Origin of the sequence: Desulfobacula sp. (assembly GCF_030145145.1) — a bacterium.
Lineage (GTDB): Bacteria > Desulfobacterota > Desulfobacteria > Desulfobacterales > Desulfobacteraceae > Desulfobacula.
This window is the reverse complement of record NZ_JAQYWD010000034.1, coordinates 49,268-68,072: the sequence shown is the minus strand read 5'-3', so window position 1 is coordinate 68,072 and position 18,805 is coordinate 49,268. Positions and strand designations below refer to the sequence as shown.

At 42.9% G+C, this 18,805-nt stretch carries 18 protein-coding genes and 1 tRNA gene; 11 read left to right on the top strand and 8 right to left on the bottom strand.

Annotated elements, in window-relative coordinates; genetic code table 11:
* Positions 1-213 precede the first annotated feature (213 nt).
* The 7 genes from Q1Q15_RS18610 (at position 214) to Q1Q15_RS18580 (ending at position 4,564) form a co-directional block, all read left to right on the top strand.
* Complete coding sequence (locus Q1Q15_RS18610) at positions 214-534, top strand: DUF721 domain-containing protein (RefSeq protein ID WP_300463362.1); 321 nt, start codon at positions 214-216, stop codon at positions 532-534.
* A 58-nt stretch (positions 535-592) separates the two neighbouring features.
* Positions 593-1,252, top strand: coding sequence for a methyltransferase (locus tag Q1Q15_RS18605; RefSeq protein WP_300463360.1), 660 nt, complete (start codon positions 593-595; stop codon positions 1,250-1,252).
* A 203-nt stretch (positions 1,253-1,455) separates the two neighbouring features.
* Positions 1,456-1,546: transfer RNA gene (locus tag Q1Q15_RS18600), tRNA-Ser, on the top strand.
* 18 nt (positions 1,547-1,564) lie between these two features.
* Complete coding sequence (gene dnaX, locus Q1Q15_RS18595; RefSeq protein WP_300463358.1) at positions 1,565-3,229, top strand: DNA polymerase III subunit gamma/tau; 1,665 nt, start codon at positions 1,565-1,567, stop codon at positions 3,227-3,229.
* Between the two features lie 18 nt (positions 3,230-3,247).
* The gene (locus tag Q1Q15_RS18590; RefSeq protein ID WP_300463357.1) at positions 3,248-3,556 is read left to right on the top strand and encodes a YbaB/EbfC family nucleoid-associated protein; all 309 of its coding nucleotides are present in this window, start codon (positions 3,248-3,250) and stop codon (positions 3,554-3,556) included.
* Positions 3,557-3,561: 5 nt separating this feature from the next.
* Positions 3,562-4,161 carry a recombination mediator RecR gene (recR, locus tag Q1Q15_RS18585; RefSeq protein WP_300463356.1) on the top strand — a complete coding sequence of 200 codons (600 nt, stop codon included), beginning with the start codon at positions 3,562-3,564 and terminating at the stop codon, positions 4,159-4,161.
* Entirely contained in the window at positions 4,151-4,564 is a 414-nt protein-coding gene (locus tag Q1Q15_RS18580) for a YkgJ family cysteine cluster protein (protein ID WP_300463355.1), read from the top strand. The genes recR and Q1Q15_RS18580 overlap by 11 nt, the downstream gene beginning before the upstream one ends.
* Positions 4,565-4,574: 10 nt before the next feature.
* Here Q1Q15_RS18580 and Q1Q15_RS18575 read toward each other — a convergent pair whose 3' ends face one another.
* The 4 genes from Q1Q15_RS18575 to Q1Q15_RS18560 are packed head-to-tail and all read right to left on the bottom strand — an operon-like array spanning position 4,575 to position 8,100.
* On the bottom strand, positions 4,575-5,393 hold the full coding sequence (locus tag Q1Q15_RS18575) for a flagellar motor protein MotB (protein WP_300463353.1): 819 nt from the start codon (positions 5,391-5,393) through the stop codon (positions 4,575-4,577).
* Positions 5,394-5,407: 14 nt separating this feature from the next.
* Complete coding sequence (locus Q1Q15_RS18570; RefSeq protein ID WP_300463351.1) at positions 5,408-6,175, bottom strand: MotA/TolQ/ExbB proton channel family protein; 768 nt, start codon at positions 6,173-6,175, stop codon at positions 5,408-5,410.
* 3 nt (positions 6,176-6,178) lie between these two features.
* Positions 6,179-7,519: an HD domain-containing phosphohydrolase gene (locus Q1Q15_RS18565; protein ID WP_300463349.1), complete on the bottom strand. Its 1,341-nt coding sequence runs from the start codon at positions 7,517-7,519 to the stop codon at positions 6,179-6,181.
* 29 nt (positions 7,520-7,548) lie between these two features.
* On the bottom strand, positions 7,549-8,100 hold the full coding sequence (locus tag Q1Q15_RS18560) for an HD domain-containing protein (protein WP_300463347.1): 552 nt from the start codon (positions 8,098-8,100) through the stop codon (positions 7,549-7,551).
* Positions 8,101-8,209: 109 nt separating this feature from the next.
* On the opposite strand from Q1Q15_RS18560, the gene Q1Q15_RS18555 reads away from it, so the two are divergent.
* Positions 8,210-9,241 (top strand): LysM peptidoglycan-binding domain-containing protein, encoded by a 1,032-nt coding sequence (locus Q1Q15_RS18555; RefSeq protein ID WP_300463345.1) that lies wholly within the window; start codon positions 8,210-8,212, stop codon positions 9,239-9,241.
* Positions 9,242-9,267: 26 nt separating this feature from the next.
* Here the strand turns inward: Q1Q15_RS18555 and Q1Q15_RS18550 are convergent, their stop codons facing one another.
* Positions 9,268-11,091 carry a GspE/PulE family protein gene (locus Q1Q15_RS18550; RefSeq protein ID WP_300463343.1) on the bottom strand — a complete coding sequence of 608 codons (1,824 nt, stop codon included), beginning with the start codon at positions 11,089-11,091 and terminating at the stop codon, positions 9,268-9,270.
* 176 nt (positions 11,092-11,267) lie between these two features.
* On the opposite strand from Q1Q15_RS18550, the gene Q1Q15_RS18545 reads away from it, so the two are divergent.
* A complete protein-coding gene (locus tag Q1Q15_RS18545) occupies positions 11,268-12,146 on the top strand; it encodes an EamA family transporter (RefSeq protein WP_300463341.1) in 879 nt (292 codons plus the stop codon).
* A gap of 205 nt (positions 12,147-12,351) precedes the next feature.
* On the opposite strand, the gene Q1Q15_RS18540 is transcribed toward Q1Q15_RS18545, so the two are convergent.
* The 3 genes from Q1Q15_RS18540 to Q1Q15_RS18530 form a co-directional block, all read right to left on the bottom strand.
* The gene (locus Q1Q15_RS18540; protein WP_300463339.1) at positions 12,352-12,540 is read right to left on the bottom strand and encodes a 4Fe-4S binding protein; all 189 of its coding nucleotides are present in this window, start codon (positions 12,538-12,540) and stop codon (positions 12,352-12,354) included.
* A gap of 110 nt (positions 12,541-12,650) precedes the next feature.
* Complete coding sequence (locus Q1Q15_RS18535) at positions 12,651-13,619, bottom strand: hypothetical protein (protein WP_300463337.1); 969 nt, start codon at positions 13,617-13,619, stop codon at positions 12,651-12,653.
* Positions 13,616-15,901 (bottom strand): cysteine synthase, encoded by a 2,286-nt coding sequence (locus tag Q1Q15_RS18530; protein WP_300463335.1) that lies wholly within the window; start codon positions 15,899-15,901, stop codon positions 13,616-13,618. Before Q1Q15_RS18530 ends, Q1Q15_RS18535 begins: the two co-directional genes overlap by 4 nt.
* Positions 15,902-16,021: 120 nt before the next feature.
* On the opposite strand from Q1Q15_RS18530, the gene lptD reads away from it, so the two are divergent.
* Both lptD and Q1Q15_RS18520 read left to right on the top strand, forming a co-directional pair.
* Positions 16,022-18,244 (top strand): LPS assembly protein LptD, encoded by a 2,223-nt coding sequence (gene lptD, locus Q1Q15_RS18525; protein ID WP_300463333.1) that lies wholly within the window; start codon positions 16,022-16,024, stop codon positions 18,242-18,244.
* A complete protein-coding gene (locus Q1Q15_RS18520; RefSeq protein ID WP_300463331.1) occupies positions 18,241-18,765 on the top strand; it encodes a UpxY family transcription antiterminator in 525 nt (174 codons plus the stop codon). The genes lptD and Q1Q15_RS18520 overlap by 4 nt, the downstream gene beginning before the upstream one ends.
* The last annotated feature ends 40 nt before the right edge of the window (positions 18,766-18,805 follow it).

Here is an 18,805-nt window from a genome sequence, read left to right as displayed (position 1 = left end):
GTGTAAAAACGAAAAGATTGAATGCAGCTTTAGACCCGAAATATCTGGAGGAAGTCATGTTCGGCTGACCATTGCCAGTTACCAAGACCATAGGGACCTTATAATATTTACTTGCGTTGGCCCTGCAGAAATAATTTTTGGGTATATTCCCATCAGATAATATGCTATATGATGAGGTTAAAAAAATCAATCCTCAGGATAAGGGATATTGAATTGGAAAAAAAAAAGCAACCCAGTAAACTGATTCACATCAGTGATATTCTATCTTCTGCGCTCAGACAATACAGACCTGCCATGGATATGGAAATGACAAAAATATGGGACATCTGGGATACGGCTGTGGGAAAACCCATTGCCATGAATGCCAAACCCGATTCTTTCAAGGATGGAACACTGATTGTCAATGTATCCAGTTCATCATGGATCCATCAACTTAAATTCCTTGAACGAGAGATGATCTTAACCATCAACAAGCACCTTGACCATGACATTGTGAAACAGATTCGATTTAAAATTGGAAAAATTCTCAGCTGATCCTTTATCTAACCATGATATAGCGGTATCCCAGCCTGAAAACGGGTATCGTTTTTCCATGGATCCGTTTATCCTTGCTGCCCATATTCTCCCAACCCGGAATGAAAAAATAATTGACGTGGGGTGTGGGTGTGGGATTATACCGCTGATTCTGGCATCCAGATATCCTGGCGTTAAAATCCTGGGCGTTGAAATACAAGCAAAATTATTTGGGTTTGCCCAGCAAAATATCATCACCAACCATCTGGGAAATACCATTCGCGTTCTCCATGCTGATATCAAAACCATCCAGCCGTCCGACACAAACGGGCGGGCCGATACGATCATTTCAAATCCCCCGTATATAAAAAAAAATTCCGGTCGGGTGAATCCGGATTATCAAAAGGCGGTTGCACGCCATGAAATCACCCTTGACATTGACCGGCTGTTCCATTGTGCCAACCGACTGCTCAAAGAACACGGAAAGGTGTATATCATCTTTCCGGCAGAACGGATATCCGACCTGGTCCTGGCCATGGCACGCCATCAATTCTCCCCTTATTTTTTACGGTTTGTGCACATAAAAAAAAATGAAGCGGCCCGGCGGGTCATCCTCTGCTCAGTGAGAAACAGTCGTCATCCGTGTATCATTCGTCCTCCCCTTTACCTCTACACATCTGAAAATAAATTTACAGATGCCTATGTTTCCCTGTTTAAACCTCAGCAATTCTCATTATGACTATAACTAAATCGGGTCAGGCTTGTGTTATTGTGCTTTTGACCAAAGCCTGAACAAATTAGAGCAGAAGCCGCCAAAAGTGTCAATAACGCAAGCCTGACCCATTGTCCGGCGACTATTACGTTTTATAATGAGAATTGCTGAGGTTTAAACCTTGACACACCGGCAAAAAAATACTATTTTGCCCTGAATTAATTTAATACGGAGAGGTGACCGAGAGGCTGAAGGTGCACGCCTGGAAAGCGTGTGTATCCTAACCGGGTACCGAGGGTTCGAATCCCTCCCTCTCCGCCATTGACCCTATCGGATAACATGTCATACCAAGTATTAGCATTAAAATATCGGCCCCAGACATTTGACGATGTTGTCGGGCAAGATCATGTTACCACCACCCTTATCAATGCCATTTCTTCGAACCGGGTGGCCCATGCCATTCTTTTTACAGGCCCCAGGGGCACAGGAAAAACAACCATTGCCAGGATTTTAGCCAAGGCAATGAATTGTCAAAACGGGCCGACCCCCCACCCCTGCAATGCGTGTAAAATTTGTAAGGACATCATAGATGGGCACAGCACCGATGTGTTTGAAATTGATGGGGCGTCCAACAACAGCGTGGATCAGATAAGGGATTTAAGGGAAAACGTCACCTATATGCCGTCAATGGCAGCCTATAAAATTTATATTATTGATGAAGTCCATATGCTGTCCACCGCCGCCTTTAATGCCCTGCTCAAAACCCTTGAAGAACCGCCCGAACATGTGATGTTCATCTTTGCCACCACTGAAGTCCATAAAATACCGGTCACCATCCTGTCCAGATGCCAGAGACATGACCTGGGCAGAATTCCCCTGTCATTGATTTCCAACCACCTGCAAACGCTTTGCCACCAGGAAGGATTCAGTGTGGCAGCCCCGAGTCTTGACCTGGTGGCCCAGGAAGCGGATGGCTCCATAAGGGATGCATTGAGCCTCCTTGACAGGGTATTATCTTCGGCCGGTACCCCAGAAATTGAGCACCAAACATTCCTGGATGGTCTGGGGATTCTCGATCGACAGATCCTGCATGACACCGCAACGGCAATTTTTGAGCACAATGGTGCCCGACTCATAGAGATGATAGAGCAAATAAACAACTCTGGCATTGACCTGAAAAAATATTATGCTGATTTAATCGTTCATTTCAGGAATTTGAATGTGGTTAAAATTTGCGGAAAAGACAGCCCGGCAGCCAATATCACTGATACTGAAAAGGAACTTTTTTTCCAAGCCGCGTCCCTGATTTCAAGCGATTTGCTCAACACGACGTTACACATTCTGCTGGATGAAGAATCTCTCATCAAGTATTCATCCCATACCAGGACCGCCATTGAAATGGTCCTTTTAAAACTACTTCAAATAAACCCTGGTGCACAAATTGATCACATTATCAACCGACTGGATATGCTTGCAAAGCAGTTGTCGTCATCGCTGCCATCCTCCCGGGACCCCCTTGAATCGGTTCAACCGTTTGCCAAAACCGATGTTGCAGTGAACAGCAATGCCATTGCAGCCGTAAGGGAACCTGTTCCGGCAACGGGATATCATGCCGGTCAAAATGATTCTATAAAACAAAAACAGATCCCCGAAAAAAAAACATGGCAGGACTTTTTAAACAAAATCCAGCAAACCCTTCCGTTTATGTTTGCCCTTCTTTCAAAAGGGATTGCCAAAAAGAACGGTTCCGGTGAAATCATTGTTGAATTGAAGGATTGTTCTTCCTTTGACAGGAAAAGACTTAAAACCAAGCACAAGGACCTGCAGACCATGTGCAAAGAATTTCTTGGAAAACAATTGACCATCAACATTATTTCTGAAAACAACCCGTTACCGCAACATCACACAACAAAAAACAATATCAAAGACAGACAGGCTGCCTTCAACCATCCCCTTGTTGTTGAGGCCCAAAAAATATTTGATGGCGAGATCATCAATCCATAAAACAGGAGAACAAGAACAATGAAGAACATGAATTCAATGATGAAACAAGCGCAACAACTTCAGAAAAAAATGCTGAAAACACAGGCTGAACTGGCCAAGAAAACGGTTGAAGCGTCTTCCGGGGGCGGTATGGTCAAGGTAATTGCCAATGGCGGTCAGAAAATCGAATCCATTGTCTTTGAAAAAGAAGTGGTTGACCCGGAAGATATTGAAATGCTTCAAGACCTTGTATTGGCAGCGGTTAATGATGCGTTAAACAAATCCCAGGAAATGGTGTCTTCGGAAATGGGGAAACTTACCGGGGGACTCAATATTCCCGGTCTGTAAAACCCATGACATATTATCCAGAACCGATTTTAAAATTAATTGACAGCCTGGCAAAATTACCGGGTATCGGGAAAAAGACAGGAGAACGGCTTGCCCTTCACATTCTTCATGCGCCGAATCATGAAGCAGCAACCCTGGCTGCCGACATTATTGACCTAAAAAACCGCATTCAATTGTGTTCGGTCTGTTTTTCCCTGAGCGACAAAGACAAATGCCGCATATGTGCTGATCCGTCAAGAGACAAAACAGTCATTTGTGTGGTGGAAAATCCAACCGATATGGCGGCCATAGAAAAATCAAAGGCCTTCTGTGGAACCTATCACATATTGGGCGGCGCGCTGTCGCCCATTGATGGCATAGGACCGGATGACATCCGGATAAAGGAACTCTTCAAACGGGCAGACCCCTCGCAGATAAAAGAAATTATCCTTGCGACCAAAACCAATGTTGAAGGCGAAGTGACAGCTTCCTACATCCTTGACCGACTCAAACGAACAAACATAAAAATCACAAGAATTGCTTCCGGTATCCCCATGGGAGGTGATTTGCAATATATTGACCCGCTGACCATGCAAACAGCACTGGAAAAAAGATATGGATTCTGAATATAAAACCGGTAAGGATATTTTCGACTGCCAACAATGTGGCGATTGCTGCAACGGATTCGGCGGCACCTATGTTACACAACAGGATATTCTCAATATTTCAACCTATATCCATTTTGATCCGGACAAATTTATCAGCCGATATTGCGACACATCGGGGTCAAGGCATGTTTTAACACGGGGTGCCGATGGATACTGTATCTTCTTTGATAAGGCCAGGCAATGTACGATCCATCCGGTGAAACCCTATATGTGCAAAGCCTGGCCCTTCATTCAAACGGTGATACTGCATCCTGAAAACTGGAATATCATGGCAAATTCCTGCCCCGGCATGAAAAAAGATATCCCGCATAAAGCCCTGATAGACATCCTCACCATTGAACGAAACAAATTAGAACCGTAACGCGGATGTCCTATTTTCCCATGGCCATATCGGCAAATTGCCTGGCAATACTGTCCCTTTCATAAACGATTTCAACGCGTCGATTCAAGGCCCTTCCCTTGGCCGTATCATTGGTGGTGACCGGATGATACTGGGCATATCCTTCAGCGGAAATATATTGCGGCGGAACCCCGTTGCTCACCAGCAACCGAACAACGGTTGAGGCCCTGGCACTTGACAACTCCCAGTTTGAAGGAAACACGGCAGATGAAATGGGTGAACTGTCTGTATGCCCTTTAATTTTAACATGATAGGCCAGCTTGGATAGCACTGCAGCTACTTTTTTTAAAATATCCATTCCTTTTTCAGACAGATGGGTCCCCCCTTCTGAAAACAACAAAAGGTCAGACAGGGTAATCACAACACCATCTTCGGTTTTTGTCACGCTGACCTCCCCCCCCAGTTTATTGAACAAAACAAGCTCTCTGACTTCACTGACGATCTCCTCCATCTCTTTTTCAATCATCCCGCCAAGTTCATCAATCATTTGGCTTTCAGACGGTTCTTCAGATGGGATCGCATGCATGGTAAGGCCTTCCCTTGTACCGGATTCAGGAACTGCCTGGGCACCCAATGCGCTTCTTAATGATTTTACAAGTTCTTTATAGGTTTCCTGCTGGGTGGTACTCATGGCAAACAGAAGAACAAAAAAACACATCAAAAGGGTTACCAGATCGGCAAATGTTGCCATCCATTCCGGTGAACCTGATTTTTGTTTTTTCTCCTCCGCTGGTGGAGCCGAAAGGATTATCTCGTCTTCTGCTTCTAGTGAGGCAACATCATCAGCCATTTTTTATTCTCTTTTTATCCCGTCTCTTCTGTGGTTTTTTTTGTATCACCCAGATAAATATTCAGCTTATCTTCCATCAGTTTCGGATGTTCCCCTTCCCTTATGGAAATAATCCCTTCAAAAATGATATTCATATTGGTAATCTCTTCTGCATTTCGACCGGCCAGTTTATCCGACATGGGGATAAAAAACAAGTTGGCCAGAACCGATCCATAAAAGGTTGTAATCATTGCCACCGCCATCTTCGGACCAATGGACGAGGGATCATCAAGACCGGCGAGCATCTGAACCAGTCCAATCAATGTCCCGATCATTCCAAAGGCAGGCGCAAAAGACCCCATGCTGCCAAAAATATTGGCCCCGACATCCAGGCTTTTTTTGGTCAACGCCATTTTTTTTTGCATAATCACGGCAATATCAGCCGTTTTTACACCATCCACCGTCATCTGCAGGGCCTGGGCAAGATAGGGATCACTGGTATTCTGGATGTCCCCTTCAATGGACAGAAGCCCCCCTTTTCTTGCTTTATTTGAAATTTCCACCAGGTTGTTAATAATCTCATCCGGTGGTTGAAGTTTAAACATGAAAATTTTTACGGCTGTTTTGAAAATACTGAGAAAATCCCCGAGAGGATAGGCAATCATTGACGCGGCCAAGGTCCCCCCCACGACAATCAAAATGGAAGGAATATTGACAAACATCATGATACTGCCGCCCAACAGTATGGTTCCAAGGACAAACCCCATACCAGAGACAACGCCGATAATCGAAGAGATATCCATTTATTAAGCCCTTATATAAACAGTTTCATCAACAGGATACTCCCTGTTATATTTTTTAATTTTATCAATCGCCTCTGTTGTCAGTTGTGTGTTCACAGAAAAAAGCTTGGTCCCTGTATTTGTAAAAAGCGCCGTTCCAAGTGTCATCCCGGGCTCAAGTTGATGGATGCCCACCCCTTTGACCTGGTATGAATCCGATCCCATATGCAGCACTGCATATTTTTCCAGCCAGGCCACAATATTCGGATCAAGTTTTGTACCGGAAAACAGTTCTAATTTTTCCAGAAATTTTTCCAGACAGGTCACATCTTTTTCATCTTTTAACGTGTCATATGCATCTGCTCCCGCCAGGATCCTTGATAATAAAGGAATATATCTTCTTTTTAAGCCCTGCGGGCTGCCCGTTCCATCGGAATTTTCATTCAAATACCGAATAATCTGCGCACAATTGTCAAATTCAGTACAGATCGAAAGAAGATCAGCACCTTTGACCGGATACTGAACGAACAAATCTTTTTCATACTGTGTCAGCCGGCCTTTTGCTTTCTGTAATATCTCTTCCGGAATAAAAAGAAGTCCGACCTCATGCAACATAGCAGCTTTTCGAAGATCCTCCAACTTTTTTTCATCAAATTTAAGCTGTGCGCCAATAAAATGGGCAATATGGGCAACACGCTCACCATGCCCCCTGTTTTTTTCAATTCTGGCTTTAATCAAGTTGGAAAGGAGTTGTCCGAATCCTTGCATATTGTCTCTCAGGATTTGATGGCTTTCTTTTTTTTCTTTCTTTAATCGATGGCGTTCCCGGGTCATCTGGTTGATTTGTTTCAACGCATTATTCAAGGTGCTTCGCTCTTCAAAAAGGATCGTTTTTGTTTGTTTTAACTCCGTCTTAAATTTATCCAGATAGGCAAAGCTTTTTTCTATTTTCTTATTCTGTAAAAAATTCGTTTGGCGAAGATGCTTCAGCTCGGAATAAAGGGCAAATTTATCCATCACTTCTTGTGTTAAAAACGGCTGGATTAAAAATTCATCCACACCTTGATGCAGCAATGTTAATCTTTTTTCAGATTCCGGCAATTCAGGTAAAACCAGAAAAATTGGGGGATTGAAATGAAATGGCAGTTTAAGGAGCTCATTGATGCCTTTTTCAAACTGGGGTGAGGTGATACGGTCCGTCTCAATCAGAATAAGATCAAGGTGCTGTAATTTAACCCGGTCAAAGGAATTTAAAAAGTCATCACATGTCTGGAGAATAAATCCATTCTGCTTGGAAAATTTCGACACATCTTCACGGGTTTCGGTATCATAGATATACAGTAAAGAAATAACGTCTTTCGCCATGGCATCCTTAAAAAGCAATTGAACCTGATTTATTCGGCGTAATCATTCATCCACCATTCATCCCAACGGGTTTCCATGATACTTTGAGCCATTTCTTTACCCATATCCGTTTTCAGGCGTTTGAGGACAACCGGGAACCAGATTTCAGGGCCTTTTGCGCCGGTATCATCTATTTTTTTTAATTCAAGAATAAAAGATATCTGATCGGCATCATTGGCAAGTTGTGCTTCCTTTGTTTTCCCTGCATTGAATTCATCCATCAAAGTTTTAATATCTTTACCAAAAGAAAGATGCTTTATCAAATGGGAAATTGCCCTGGCCTCATCAACGGTTGAATATTTTTTTTCTACATAATTAAAATCGCCGGTTCTTGCCTCGGCTATATCATGAATCAATGCCATGGTCACTAATTTTTCACTATCAATATCCCCGTCTATTTTGGCCATGGCAAAACAGATAAAGGCTGTCATAAAACTATGTTCGGCAATACTTTCTTTTCCAGACCCTAAAAAAGCATATCCGGATCGGATGATATCCTTTAGCATTCGTACTTCAAACAGCAGGTTGGCAATCTTTTTCATTTTCTTTCCAATCCCATTATATTCACAACAATTCTTGACTTTTTATAGAACAGGAGGTTAAATAAAGTCAAGTTTTCAAGATGGAACCAACCCCAATCAGGAGGAACATATGCGAAACCATAGAACACGAATTGCAGCTTTTATTCTTACTATTCTGGGGGTTGCATTAGGTTCAACAGGATTTGCTGAAGATCATAAAGGCTTTATTCCGGGGGAAACCCCAGGGTTTTATTATACCATAAAAAAAGGGGATACCCTGTGGGATTTATCTGAAAAATTCTATCAGTCCCAATGGGACTGGCCGGGACTTTGGCAAATGAATGATGACATAAAGAATCCCCACAGGATATACCCCGGCAAGCAGATACAAATTTTTTTAAAAGATAAAATATCTTATCCCCCCAAGACGGCAATGGTCCGAAACACTAAACGAGAAGAGATACCTGTCATGGTTGAACCGTCTTTTTCCTATTCAAAAATAGATCGTATCGGATTCCTTAAAAAACAGACCCAGCCCTCCCTTGGACGGATCATCAAGGAACAGGACAACAATCTGATGATGTCGACCAATGATATTATTTATATCAAACCATCCGGCACAGGCACATTGGTTCCCGGCAGGATCTATCAAATTTTTACCACCCTTCCGGTTGAAGAAAAAATTCATCAACAGACCTTTAAAGCGGTCAAGCACCTGATCAAAGCACAGGTCAAAATACTTGAACATAACGTTACCTATGTAACCGGACGTATCACCAACGCCTACAGAACCGTATATAACGGGGACTCGATCATGGAATATTATCAGAAGGATTCGATTTTAACAGTGGAAGAAAACCCCGCCCCCATTGATGCAAGAATCATCTGTTCCGAAGACAATCATCTCATGATAAATGACTATCGAATCGCGTTTATGGATGCGGGCAAATCCAGGGTAAAACCGGGACAGATATATTCGATTCTCAGAAAAAATGACTTGACAGACCCTAGCCGGTGGCCGTCAAAAAAACCAACCGAATCAATTCAGCTGGAGAACCTGGAATCCGGACGGCTGATTGTGCTTCATACTGAAGGTATTGCATCAACAATAATGATTTTATCTTCAAAGTATGCTATTCATCCGGATGATATGGTAAATTAGAGGCTTCGTGGAAAGAGCGCACCCCGTCATGTCTGGTCCCAGGTGACCCTTAGAATTTCCTGGTAGGTGGTCTGCCCGGCAAGCATTTTTTTGATTCCGTTTTGACGCAAAAGGACAAGCCCTTCTTCTACGGCTTTTTTTCTCAGACGGTCCAAACCGGCATCGTCAGTGGTCAATTGTTTGAGGGCATCTGAGTATGGCAGTATTTCATATATCCCTGTACGCCCCTTATAACCGGTATTTCTGCATTTCACACACCCGCTGCCGTGTTTCAGGCGGATACGCCCCTGGGGTGTAATCTTAAGTCCAAGATCAGCCAGTTCTTTTGCATCCATTTCAAATTCCTGGGCACAATATGGACATATTTTTCTCACCAACCGTTGCGCCACAATCCCATTCAGCGACGAATGGATAAGATAGGGAGGAATCCCCAGATCCAGCAATCTGAAAATGGTGGAAGCTGCATCGCTTGTATGAAGTGTGGAAAGCACCAGGTGTCCTGTCAATGCCGCCTGAACTGCTGCCTGGGCCGTTTCAAGGTCTCTTATTTCACCCACCATGATAATGTCCGGGTCCTGGCGGAGGATATTCCTCAAGACGGAGCCGAATGTCACATTGATGGCAGGCTGTACCGCAATCTGGTTGAATTCTTCGTTTATCATTTCAATGGGATCTTCAATGGTCGTAATATTGATTTCCGATGAAGACAGCATTCTCAAGCTTGAATAAAGGGTCGTAGACTTGCCTGATCCCGTTGGGCCGGTCACAAGCACGATACCAAATGGCAGGGAAATCAGCCGTTTATATCTTTCAAAATCCGCCTTAAAAAATCCCAGCATTTCCAGATCCTGAAAAAGAACATCCGGATCCATAATTCTTAATACCACTTTTTCACCAAATGCCACCGGTATGGTAGAAACCCTTATTTCAACCTCTGCTTTATCTTTTTCCATTTTAATCCGGCCGTCCTGGGGTCTTCTTTTTTCTGCCATATCCAGCCGGGAGAGTGTTTTAATCCGGCTTACCACAGCATTATGAAGCTTTTTAGGGAGCTTATAGACCGTATTGAGCACCCCGTCGATTCTCATCCGGATAAGGCAGACATCCCGCTTGGGCTCAATATGAATATCAGAGGCTTTTTGATCAAATGAATAGGTAAACAGGTGATTGACGGCATTGACAATATGCTGATCTGTTGAAGGCAGGTCATCAAGAGAGGTTAAACTTACAAATTGTTCAAGATTACCGATATCAATCCCTTTGGTTGAAAACAGATCTTCTGCTGCGGAAATGGAATACCGAAAACCAAAAAATTCATTGATCAGTTTTTCAACATCTGATTTTGAGCTGACCACTGTCTTTACTTTCAGTTTTGACACCATCTCAATATCTTTAATGGCCTCATAATTAAACGGATCAGGAGTTGCCACAATCAGCTTTCCCTCCTCAACCATTAATGGCAGCAACAAATACTTTGCGGCAAATGATTTTGATATGGTCCCTGTTACAAGACTCAATTCAAGTTTCAACGGATCAATTTTTTTATACGGGACCTTCCAGGCTTTCGCCAGCGTCTGGTAGATCAAATCTTCATCCATTATTTTGCCGGGTTGATCCTTCCGTTCTATTTTCATATACAAAATAACATCAACAAAAGAAATCCGGGTGGTTTTCCGGACCCTTGACAGTTCTTTATCTGATGGTTTGGCCTGTCTCTTGAGAAGAATATTTTTGACCCGATTCTCTTTTTTCAAAAGGTCCCGGGCCTGCTCCCCGGTCATCAATTCAGCAGCCATTAGAATTTTACAGATGGTTTGTGAAGAGAATCGTTTGTCTCGTTGATCCTGCATAAAAATAGTTGTCCTGAAAAATATAGGGTTAGCTTCGACTGTTATATATATAATGGATAGCAATTGAATTTGTAAAGGTCTAAACTCAACTCTTTCGGACTTACCGCTCTTTTCCTTGACATTCAAACCGTTGTCTGTGCAAATACAAAAATCATTTCCATGGAAAGGAAAAACCTTTGATATATTTTAAACTGATATTGACGGCCGTGTTCTGGGGGGGGACCTTTATTGCGGGAAAATTCATCTCCCACACGATTGACCCCTATTCTGCGGCGTTTATAAGATTCTTAATCGCCTCTTTTTTTCTCATCCTTTTGACCGTGAAAATCGAAGGACATCTGCCCAGAATTGCGCCCAATAAAATATGGATCATCTGTTTATTAGGGTTAACCGGTATCTTTTCCTATAACCTGTTTTTTTTCTCAGGGCTGAAGTATATCCAGGCCAACCAGGCTTCGTTGATTATTGCCAACAATCCTATTTTCATCAGTCTTTGTGCTGTCCTCTTTTTTAAGGAACGGCTGAATACCCTGAAGATAGCCGGGCTCTGTCTGTCTGTCACCGGGGCCTTGATTGTTATATCAAAAGGAAACCTTTTTGATATTTTAGCACTTAAGATTGGAAAAGGAGAATTGCTCATTTTTGGGTGTGTGGCCTCCTGGGTAACCTATTCGATCCTGGGGAAAAAAGCCATGAACGATTTATCCCCCATTGTTTCGGTTTGCTATTCATCCATTGCCGGGACCCTGCTGCTGTTTTTCCCTGCTTTTTTTAAGGGGGTCTTTTCAAACATGGCATCGTACCAGCCCCTTGAATGGGCAAGTCTTTTTTACCTGGGCTTTTTCGGTACGGTGCTTGGATTTTTCTGGTACTATGAAGGGATCAAACAAATCGGTCCCATGAAAGCCGGCATTTTTATTAACTTTGTCCCCATCAGCGCCATTGTTCTTTCATTTTTCATTTTAAATGAGCCAATGACCCTCTCTCTCATTATCGGCGCCATTATGGTCATCACAGGGGTTTACATTACCACTACCGTTAATTTTAAACGGTAAGGACTGCAGATGAGTCAAAGGGCAAGTCATTTCGCCCAGCTTATACTTATAAAATTTGTGGTCCTAAGAACTGTGGGAGGATATGGGGCAGCGGGTGTGGTGCCGGATAGAAACGGAATTTGGGAAACAAACCGGTTAAAAAATGCCGGGAAAGAGGATACCCCACACCCGGCATTTTACTGTATTGTCAGACGGTATTTTTTATTTAATCTTCTTCAATGGTAATAGCGTCTTCTTCACAAACTTCTACGCAACTTTCACAGCCCATGCATTCTTCTGCATTAACCGGGAAAGATTTTTCATCCTGCATCTCAAAAACTTCTACGGGACAAACGTCTACACACTCTTCGCAGCCAACACATTTTGCTTGATCAACAATTGGGTGAAATGCCATTTTAATAGCCTCCTTAAAAAATTTGAACAATTATATTATAAACTCATCTCTCAACTATCATCTGTACAAAAAATGCTTTTATAACATGTAATTAATTAAAATCAAGTCTTTTATCCCTTTAATTTGATCAAACACACAGGTATTTGCTCGTCTGATATATTAAAGAGAGTATTAATATTACGCCCGGAAAAAAAACCAAATTTCATCTGCCCGGAAAGAGAACATCCGTCATTCACTTCTGGCAAATCATTTTTCCGGTTGCCATCACCTTGAATGACCCCCATCAAATACTCACAAAATTGATGTTGCCATTCGCTTTTATTTTCACAATAATTTTCATGCACTTTTATCTGATCAATGTCAAGGGTATTTACAACATCTTCGCAATTAGACGTCATATAGTCAAAAACCGCTTTGCTGGTAGTGACAAATAAACGGCGGCGGCTGTCTGCTTGTTGCCAGATCCCTTTCCGGGCCATACACCCTGACCAGGCCATAATCCGTTCCCGGGTCATCATTGCCCCGAAATCGTTGTGGTCTTCTGCCGGGCTGTTTTCGGTTTCAGTGGACACGCTTTCCAATCCTCGCAAGGTTGAAACAAGCTTATCCCGGTCCTTGTCCAGATCTTTTAACGCCAGATCAATCCGCTCATTCTGCATATCAAACAACTGTGCCATCTTCAAAAACAACCCATCGCGCTGCAGAACGGACTCATCCGTCAAAGATGCTGAGGGGTCATCTTTCATCCCTTTGATCTGCGATTTAATGGCCGTCACATGGGTATCATTCGTAAAATAAGGGGCATTCTTTAAAAGAGATTTAAGATTCCCCTTATTTCCCTTGTGGATCTGGGCCCATGCCAGATACTGTTCAACTTTCAGTTCAACACTTGAAATTTCCTGGGGAGACGAAAAAACCGGAATAATTTTTCCCTGTTCACATAATGTCTGCAAGGGGAGATCGTGTTTAAAATCTGCACTAATCGGAAAATGTTGAAATGATGGGAAAAAAGCCAACAGGGTGTTCAACTGATTTCCGGTGATATGCGTAAATGGGAAAAATAAACATCTGATTGTCATACATCCGCCTTTTTATCATGAACGCTTATGCCCAGATCGGATAGCTGTTCCCGAATCTTATCTGACAGTTCCCAGTCATTTTGATCTCTTGCACGGTCACGTTCCTTTATTAAATCTTGTATTTTCTCTGAATATTCCGCTTTTTGATTAAAATCAAATATCTGAAGAACAGAATTGATGTCTTTAAAGCAATGCAACAATTTCCGGGCGCTACCCAAATCAATTCTGCACTGATTGATCCGTCGGTTAATGGTTTTCACCGTTGCCAGCAAGGAAGAAATGATACCGGATATTTTCAAATCATCTTCCATGAAGTGAAGAAAAGATGATTTTATATCATAGACAAATTGATCCAGTTCTTCAAAAGGATGCCCCTCTTTAATGGCACTCAAGGTTGCAAGACACCGGTTAATTTTATCCAGTGTATACTGAGCCTGATTCAAGGATTGTTCTGACAACACAAGGGTTTTTCGATAATGATTGGAAATCAGCCAAAATCGAATGGTTTTAAGGGTCCACCCCTGATCAACAAGGACATCAAGGGTCAGGGATTCAATGGTGGACGTCCCTAAAGACCCATCATAACGAACCGGATCACAGTGCACCCAATACCTTGCAAGACTTGCCCCCTTTGCTGCCCGGGAAATGGCAACTTCGTTTTCATGATGGGGGAATATCAGTTCCCGGCTACCGGTTTGAATGTCAAAGGTATCTCCTAAAAACTTCATGGCAATGGCCGCACACTGCAAATGAAGAGAGGGTCTTACATTTCCCCACCGGGTCTTAATCCCTACGCCTCTTTTGAGTTCTGAAAGGCGAACGCGTTTTAACAATGTAAAATCCTTTGGGTTCAACTTTTCATACGCATCAAGATCAACCGTTGCACCGACCTTTATTTTATCCAGATTGATGCTGGAGAAATCACCATACTCGGGTAGACTGGCAATATTAAAATACAGAGAATGCAATTTTTCATAGGCATGTTGTTTTGATTGCAGCTGTGTTGCCACATCAATCATTTCATCAAAATGATCTGATACTTTTGGATACGCATCTGCTTCCCGAATATTTAATTTCAACATATCTTTCTTAAAAAAATCAATATACATCTGGGTAAACTCAGAATTCGTCATCCCTGCCGCCTGGGATCCCTGGATGGTCTTATCATCATAGTCTGTGATATTGACCACATGGTTGACACTAATTTTATGATACTCAATGTATCGGATGAGCAGATCCGTAAATGCATATCGTCTGAGCTGACCGACATTGAGTCTTTTATGAACAGTGGGACCGCAGGTATAGACCGATATCTTTTCTTTTTCAAGGGCTTCAAATGGCATTTTGGATTTTGTAACGGTATTAAAAAGGGACAGGGCAATGGGCTTTTCCACAGAAAAAAGACTGGTGGACAGATAGCGTTCACCACTATCCGGAAAAATAACCACGATAACACCGTTTTTAATCCTTTGAGCTTCCTCAATGGCAACTGCCATGGCTGCGCCACTGCTCATGCCCACAAAAAGTCCTTCCTCTACCGCAAGCCTGCGGGCAGTATCAAACGCTGTTTCATCGTCAATATTAATTTTTTCATCCAGACGATTTTTATCCATGATCTCAGGGGTATAAGATTCTTTCATGTTTTTCAGCCCCTGGATCTTATGCCCAAGATACGGCTCAGCACAGACAATCCGGATATCCTTATTAAATTCTTTCAAACACCTGGAAAGCCCCATGAGGGTTCCGCTGGTCCCTATGGTGGCGACCACACTGGACACTTTACCGTTGGTCTGTTCAATGATTTCAGGTCCCGTGGTATAATAATGCGCTTTCCAATTGGCTTCATTATTGTACTGGTCGGTGAGAAAATATTTATCCGGGTTTTCCCGGGCAAGCCTGTAGGCTTCCTCGATGGCACCATCAGACCCCAGATGCTTGGGGGTCAAAATAAGTTGAGCCCCCCTTGCGCGCAGGATACTCTTTCGTTCAACACTGGCATTTTCTGCCATGGCCAGTGCGATTTTATACCCTTTAACCGCACAAATCATCGCCAGTCCGATACCTGTATTTCCACTGGTGGCTTCGATAACGGTTTTATCGTGGGTCAGTTCACCGGATTTTTCTGCCGCATTGATCATATAAAGGGCTGCCCGATCCTTAATGGAACCGCCAGGGTTCATATACTCAAGTTTGGCAAAAATCTTAACCCCTTTTTCAGGATTCATGTTTGTTATCTCAACGATGGGGGTGTTACCAATAGAATCAATAATTGATATGGTCATTTTATATTTGCCCTCTGCCCTGTGATCTATCCAAGCCCTTCATTCAGACTTGACTTTTAAAGTATAAAATGGCTTTATACAATAATTTTAATTGATGTGCAATTTTTTACTGGAAAGAACATGCTCTGTTGGTTTAGGCAAAACCACCCGTCATTTTTAGCGGCCGTTGTTTTTTTTATGCTCTTTATTTCAATCAAAAGACCTGCAGCCGCAAATGCCCTGTCTCAAAATCCAAAAGAGATTTCCTGGCATATCTCCGCCCGGACCGTAACCTTTGATAATCAACGAAACCTGTATATTGCCGAAGGCAATGTTTTCATAACCGGCGGAAAAACACGTCTTGAAGCAGATTATGTTGAATTTTCAAACAAAACAAAGGATGCATCAGCCCAGGGCCATGTGCTGTTTATATCCGGAGAAGACTCCATTTCCTGCAATGCGATGCAAATCAATCTATCAACACAGATCGGCACCATTGACAAAGGGACCATTTACCTTCAAAAAAATAATTTCTATGTCCAGGGTGAAAACATCAAGAAAACAGGACGGTTTTCCTATAGTGCGGATAAAGGATCCATCACCTCCTGCCCAGGCGACTCACCCGACTGGAAAATCACCGGCGAAAACATCAAAGTGACTGTTGAAGGATACGGCGTTGCAAAGCATACCGTTCTCTGGGCCAAAAAAATCCCCACCCTTTATAGTCCTTTTCTGATATTCCCCGTCCAGACCAAACGACAAACCGGTCTTTTAACCCCGCGAATCACTTCCTCCGACAGAAAGGGATTTGAGGTTGAACAGCCTTTTTTCATCGCCATATCAAGAAGTTCTGATGCAACATTTTATACCGATTACATGACGGATCGGGGCACAAAACTGGGGGCTGAATACCGATATATCCTGGACAACACGTCAAAGGGGTCCATGTTCCTGGATGTGCTCGAAGATGACAAGATTGATGACGGAACAGATCAAACAAAAGATTATCGTTTTTCTGAAACCCCCCAGAGAACCAATACCGACCGGTTCTGGTTCAGAATGAAACACAACCAGAACTTTGACCATGGGGTTACGGCAAAGCTGGATATCGACGTGGTCAGTGATGAAGATTATCTTCAGGAATTTAAAGATGGATTTACCGGGTACACTGAAACCAGTGCCTATTATGAAAAAGAGTTTGGCCGGGACCTGGATGAATATGATGATACGATCCGAAAAAACCGGCTGAATATCAGTAAATCCTGGTCTACTTATGCATTCAATGCCGATGCCGTATGGTATGACAATGTTTCTGCCCGGCGGCAGAATACGGCCGACACCACCCTGCAGACGCTGCCCAGCATTCAGTTTGACGCTGCAAAAGAAAAAATCGGGGCTTCAAACTTCTATTATTCGCTGGATAGCGAGTATCGTTCTTTTTACAGGAAAGACACCACCTCAACGCTTGTAAACGGCCAGCGAACCGACATCTACCCCAAAATATATCTACCGATAAAACTGGGCAATTCTGTTCATTTTGAGCCGTCCGTTGGTATCCGGCAAACCGCCTGGCATACCAATGATTTCACGGATATCAATGGTCATTCAGACAGTCTCAGAACACGACAGATGTATGATATCGGTGCATTATTGTCTACAAAACTTACAAGGATCTTTAATCCCAATACCGCGTTTGCAGATAAAATCCAGCATGAGATCATCCCGGAAATAGACTATGCCTTCACCCCGGATATCTTTCAAGATGACCTGCCTTACTTTGATGACTTAGACAGGATTGAGGAACAAAATCAGATCACCTGGTCGTTGATTCAAAATTTCACTTCCCGGAAATCCAGTTTAACCCCTGAGGGAGAAGAGGTCCTCACCTACCGCAATTTTGCGTATATCAGGCTCTATCAAAGTTATGATATCAACAAGGAAAGGGACCACGAATCACACCCGTTTTCAGATATCGCCCTTGATACAGAGCTTCCCTTAAACGATTTTATCCGTGTTGATATGGATCTTTCCTGGTCTCCCTATGACAACCAGTTTAATTCTTTTAACATCGGGAACACCCTCAAAGACAACCGGGGTGACCAGTTAAGGACGGAATATCGATATGCCGGCAGTCTGTCAGAATCGCTGTACGCCAAAGTCAATGTCACCTTCACAGATGAATTCACCGCATATACTTCGATTGAAAAAAACCTCAAGAACAACAATACCTTGGAAACACAGGCCGGATTATCCCTGAAAAAATCCTGCTGGACGTTTCATCTTTATTTTGCAGACTCCCAGGACGAACAGAGTATCACCTTTCTAATAAATCTTCATGGCATCGGAGAGTTGGGCACAAAATGATTGAAAAATTAAACTGGTTTGCGCTTCTGACCAGAAGCAACTTTGAGCAAACCGTCTACACGAGTATGGTTAAAAAAAAAATCGAAGCCTTTTTACCCACAACCCGACAGAAAAGCCGACGAAAAGATAGAAAACTCATGATAGAACGGCCGCTTTTCCCGGGATATATTTTTGTAAAATCCACGTTTGAACCGGCCTTCCAGCTGAATATCCTGAAAACGATCGGGGCCGTCAGACTTTTAGGCAATACATCCGGACCGTTATCCATACCCTCAACCCAGGTTGAATCCCTGAAAATTCTGACAAGCGCAAATATGGATTTGATTACCGGAACAACGATTCGAATGAAAAAGGGTGACCCTGTAATGATTTTAGAAGGTCCCATGGCAGGGGCAAAGGGAGAGTTCATCACCTATAGAGGCAAGGGCCGCGTTGTTATCAAAATCACTGTTCTAGGGCAGTATGCCGGAGTGAATATATCAGAAGACAATGTTGAAAAACTCCCTGAATTATTAGCATAACCCCTTGACTTTTTATCAAATCTTAATTAGAACCATTGTA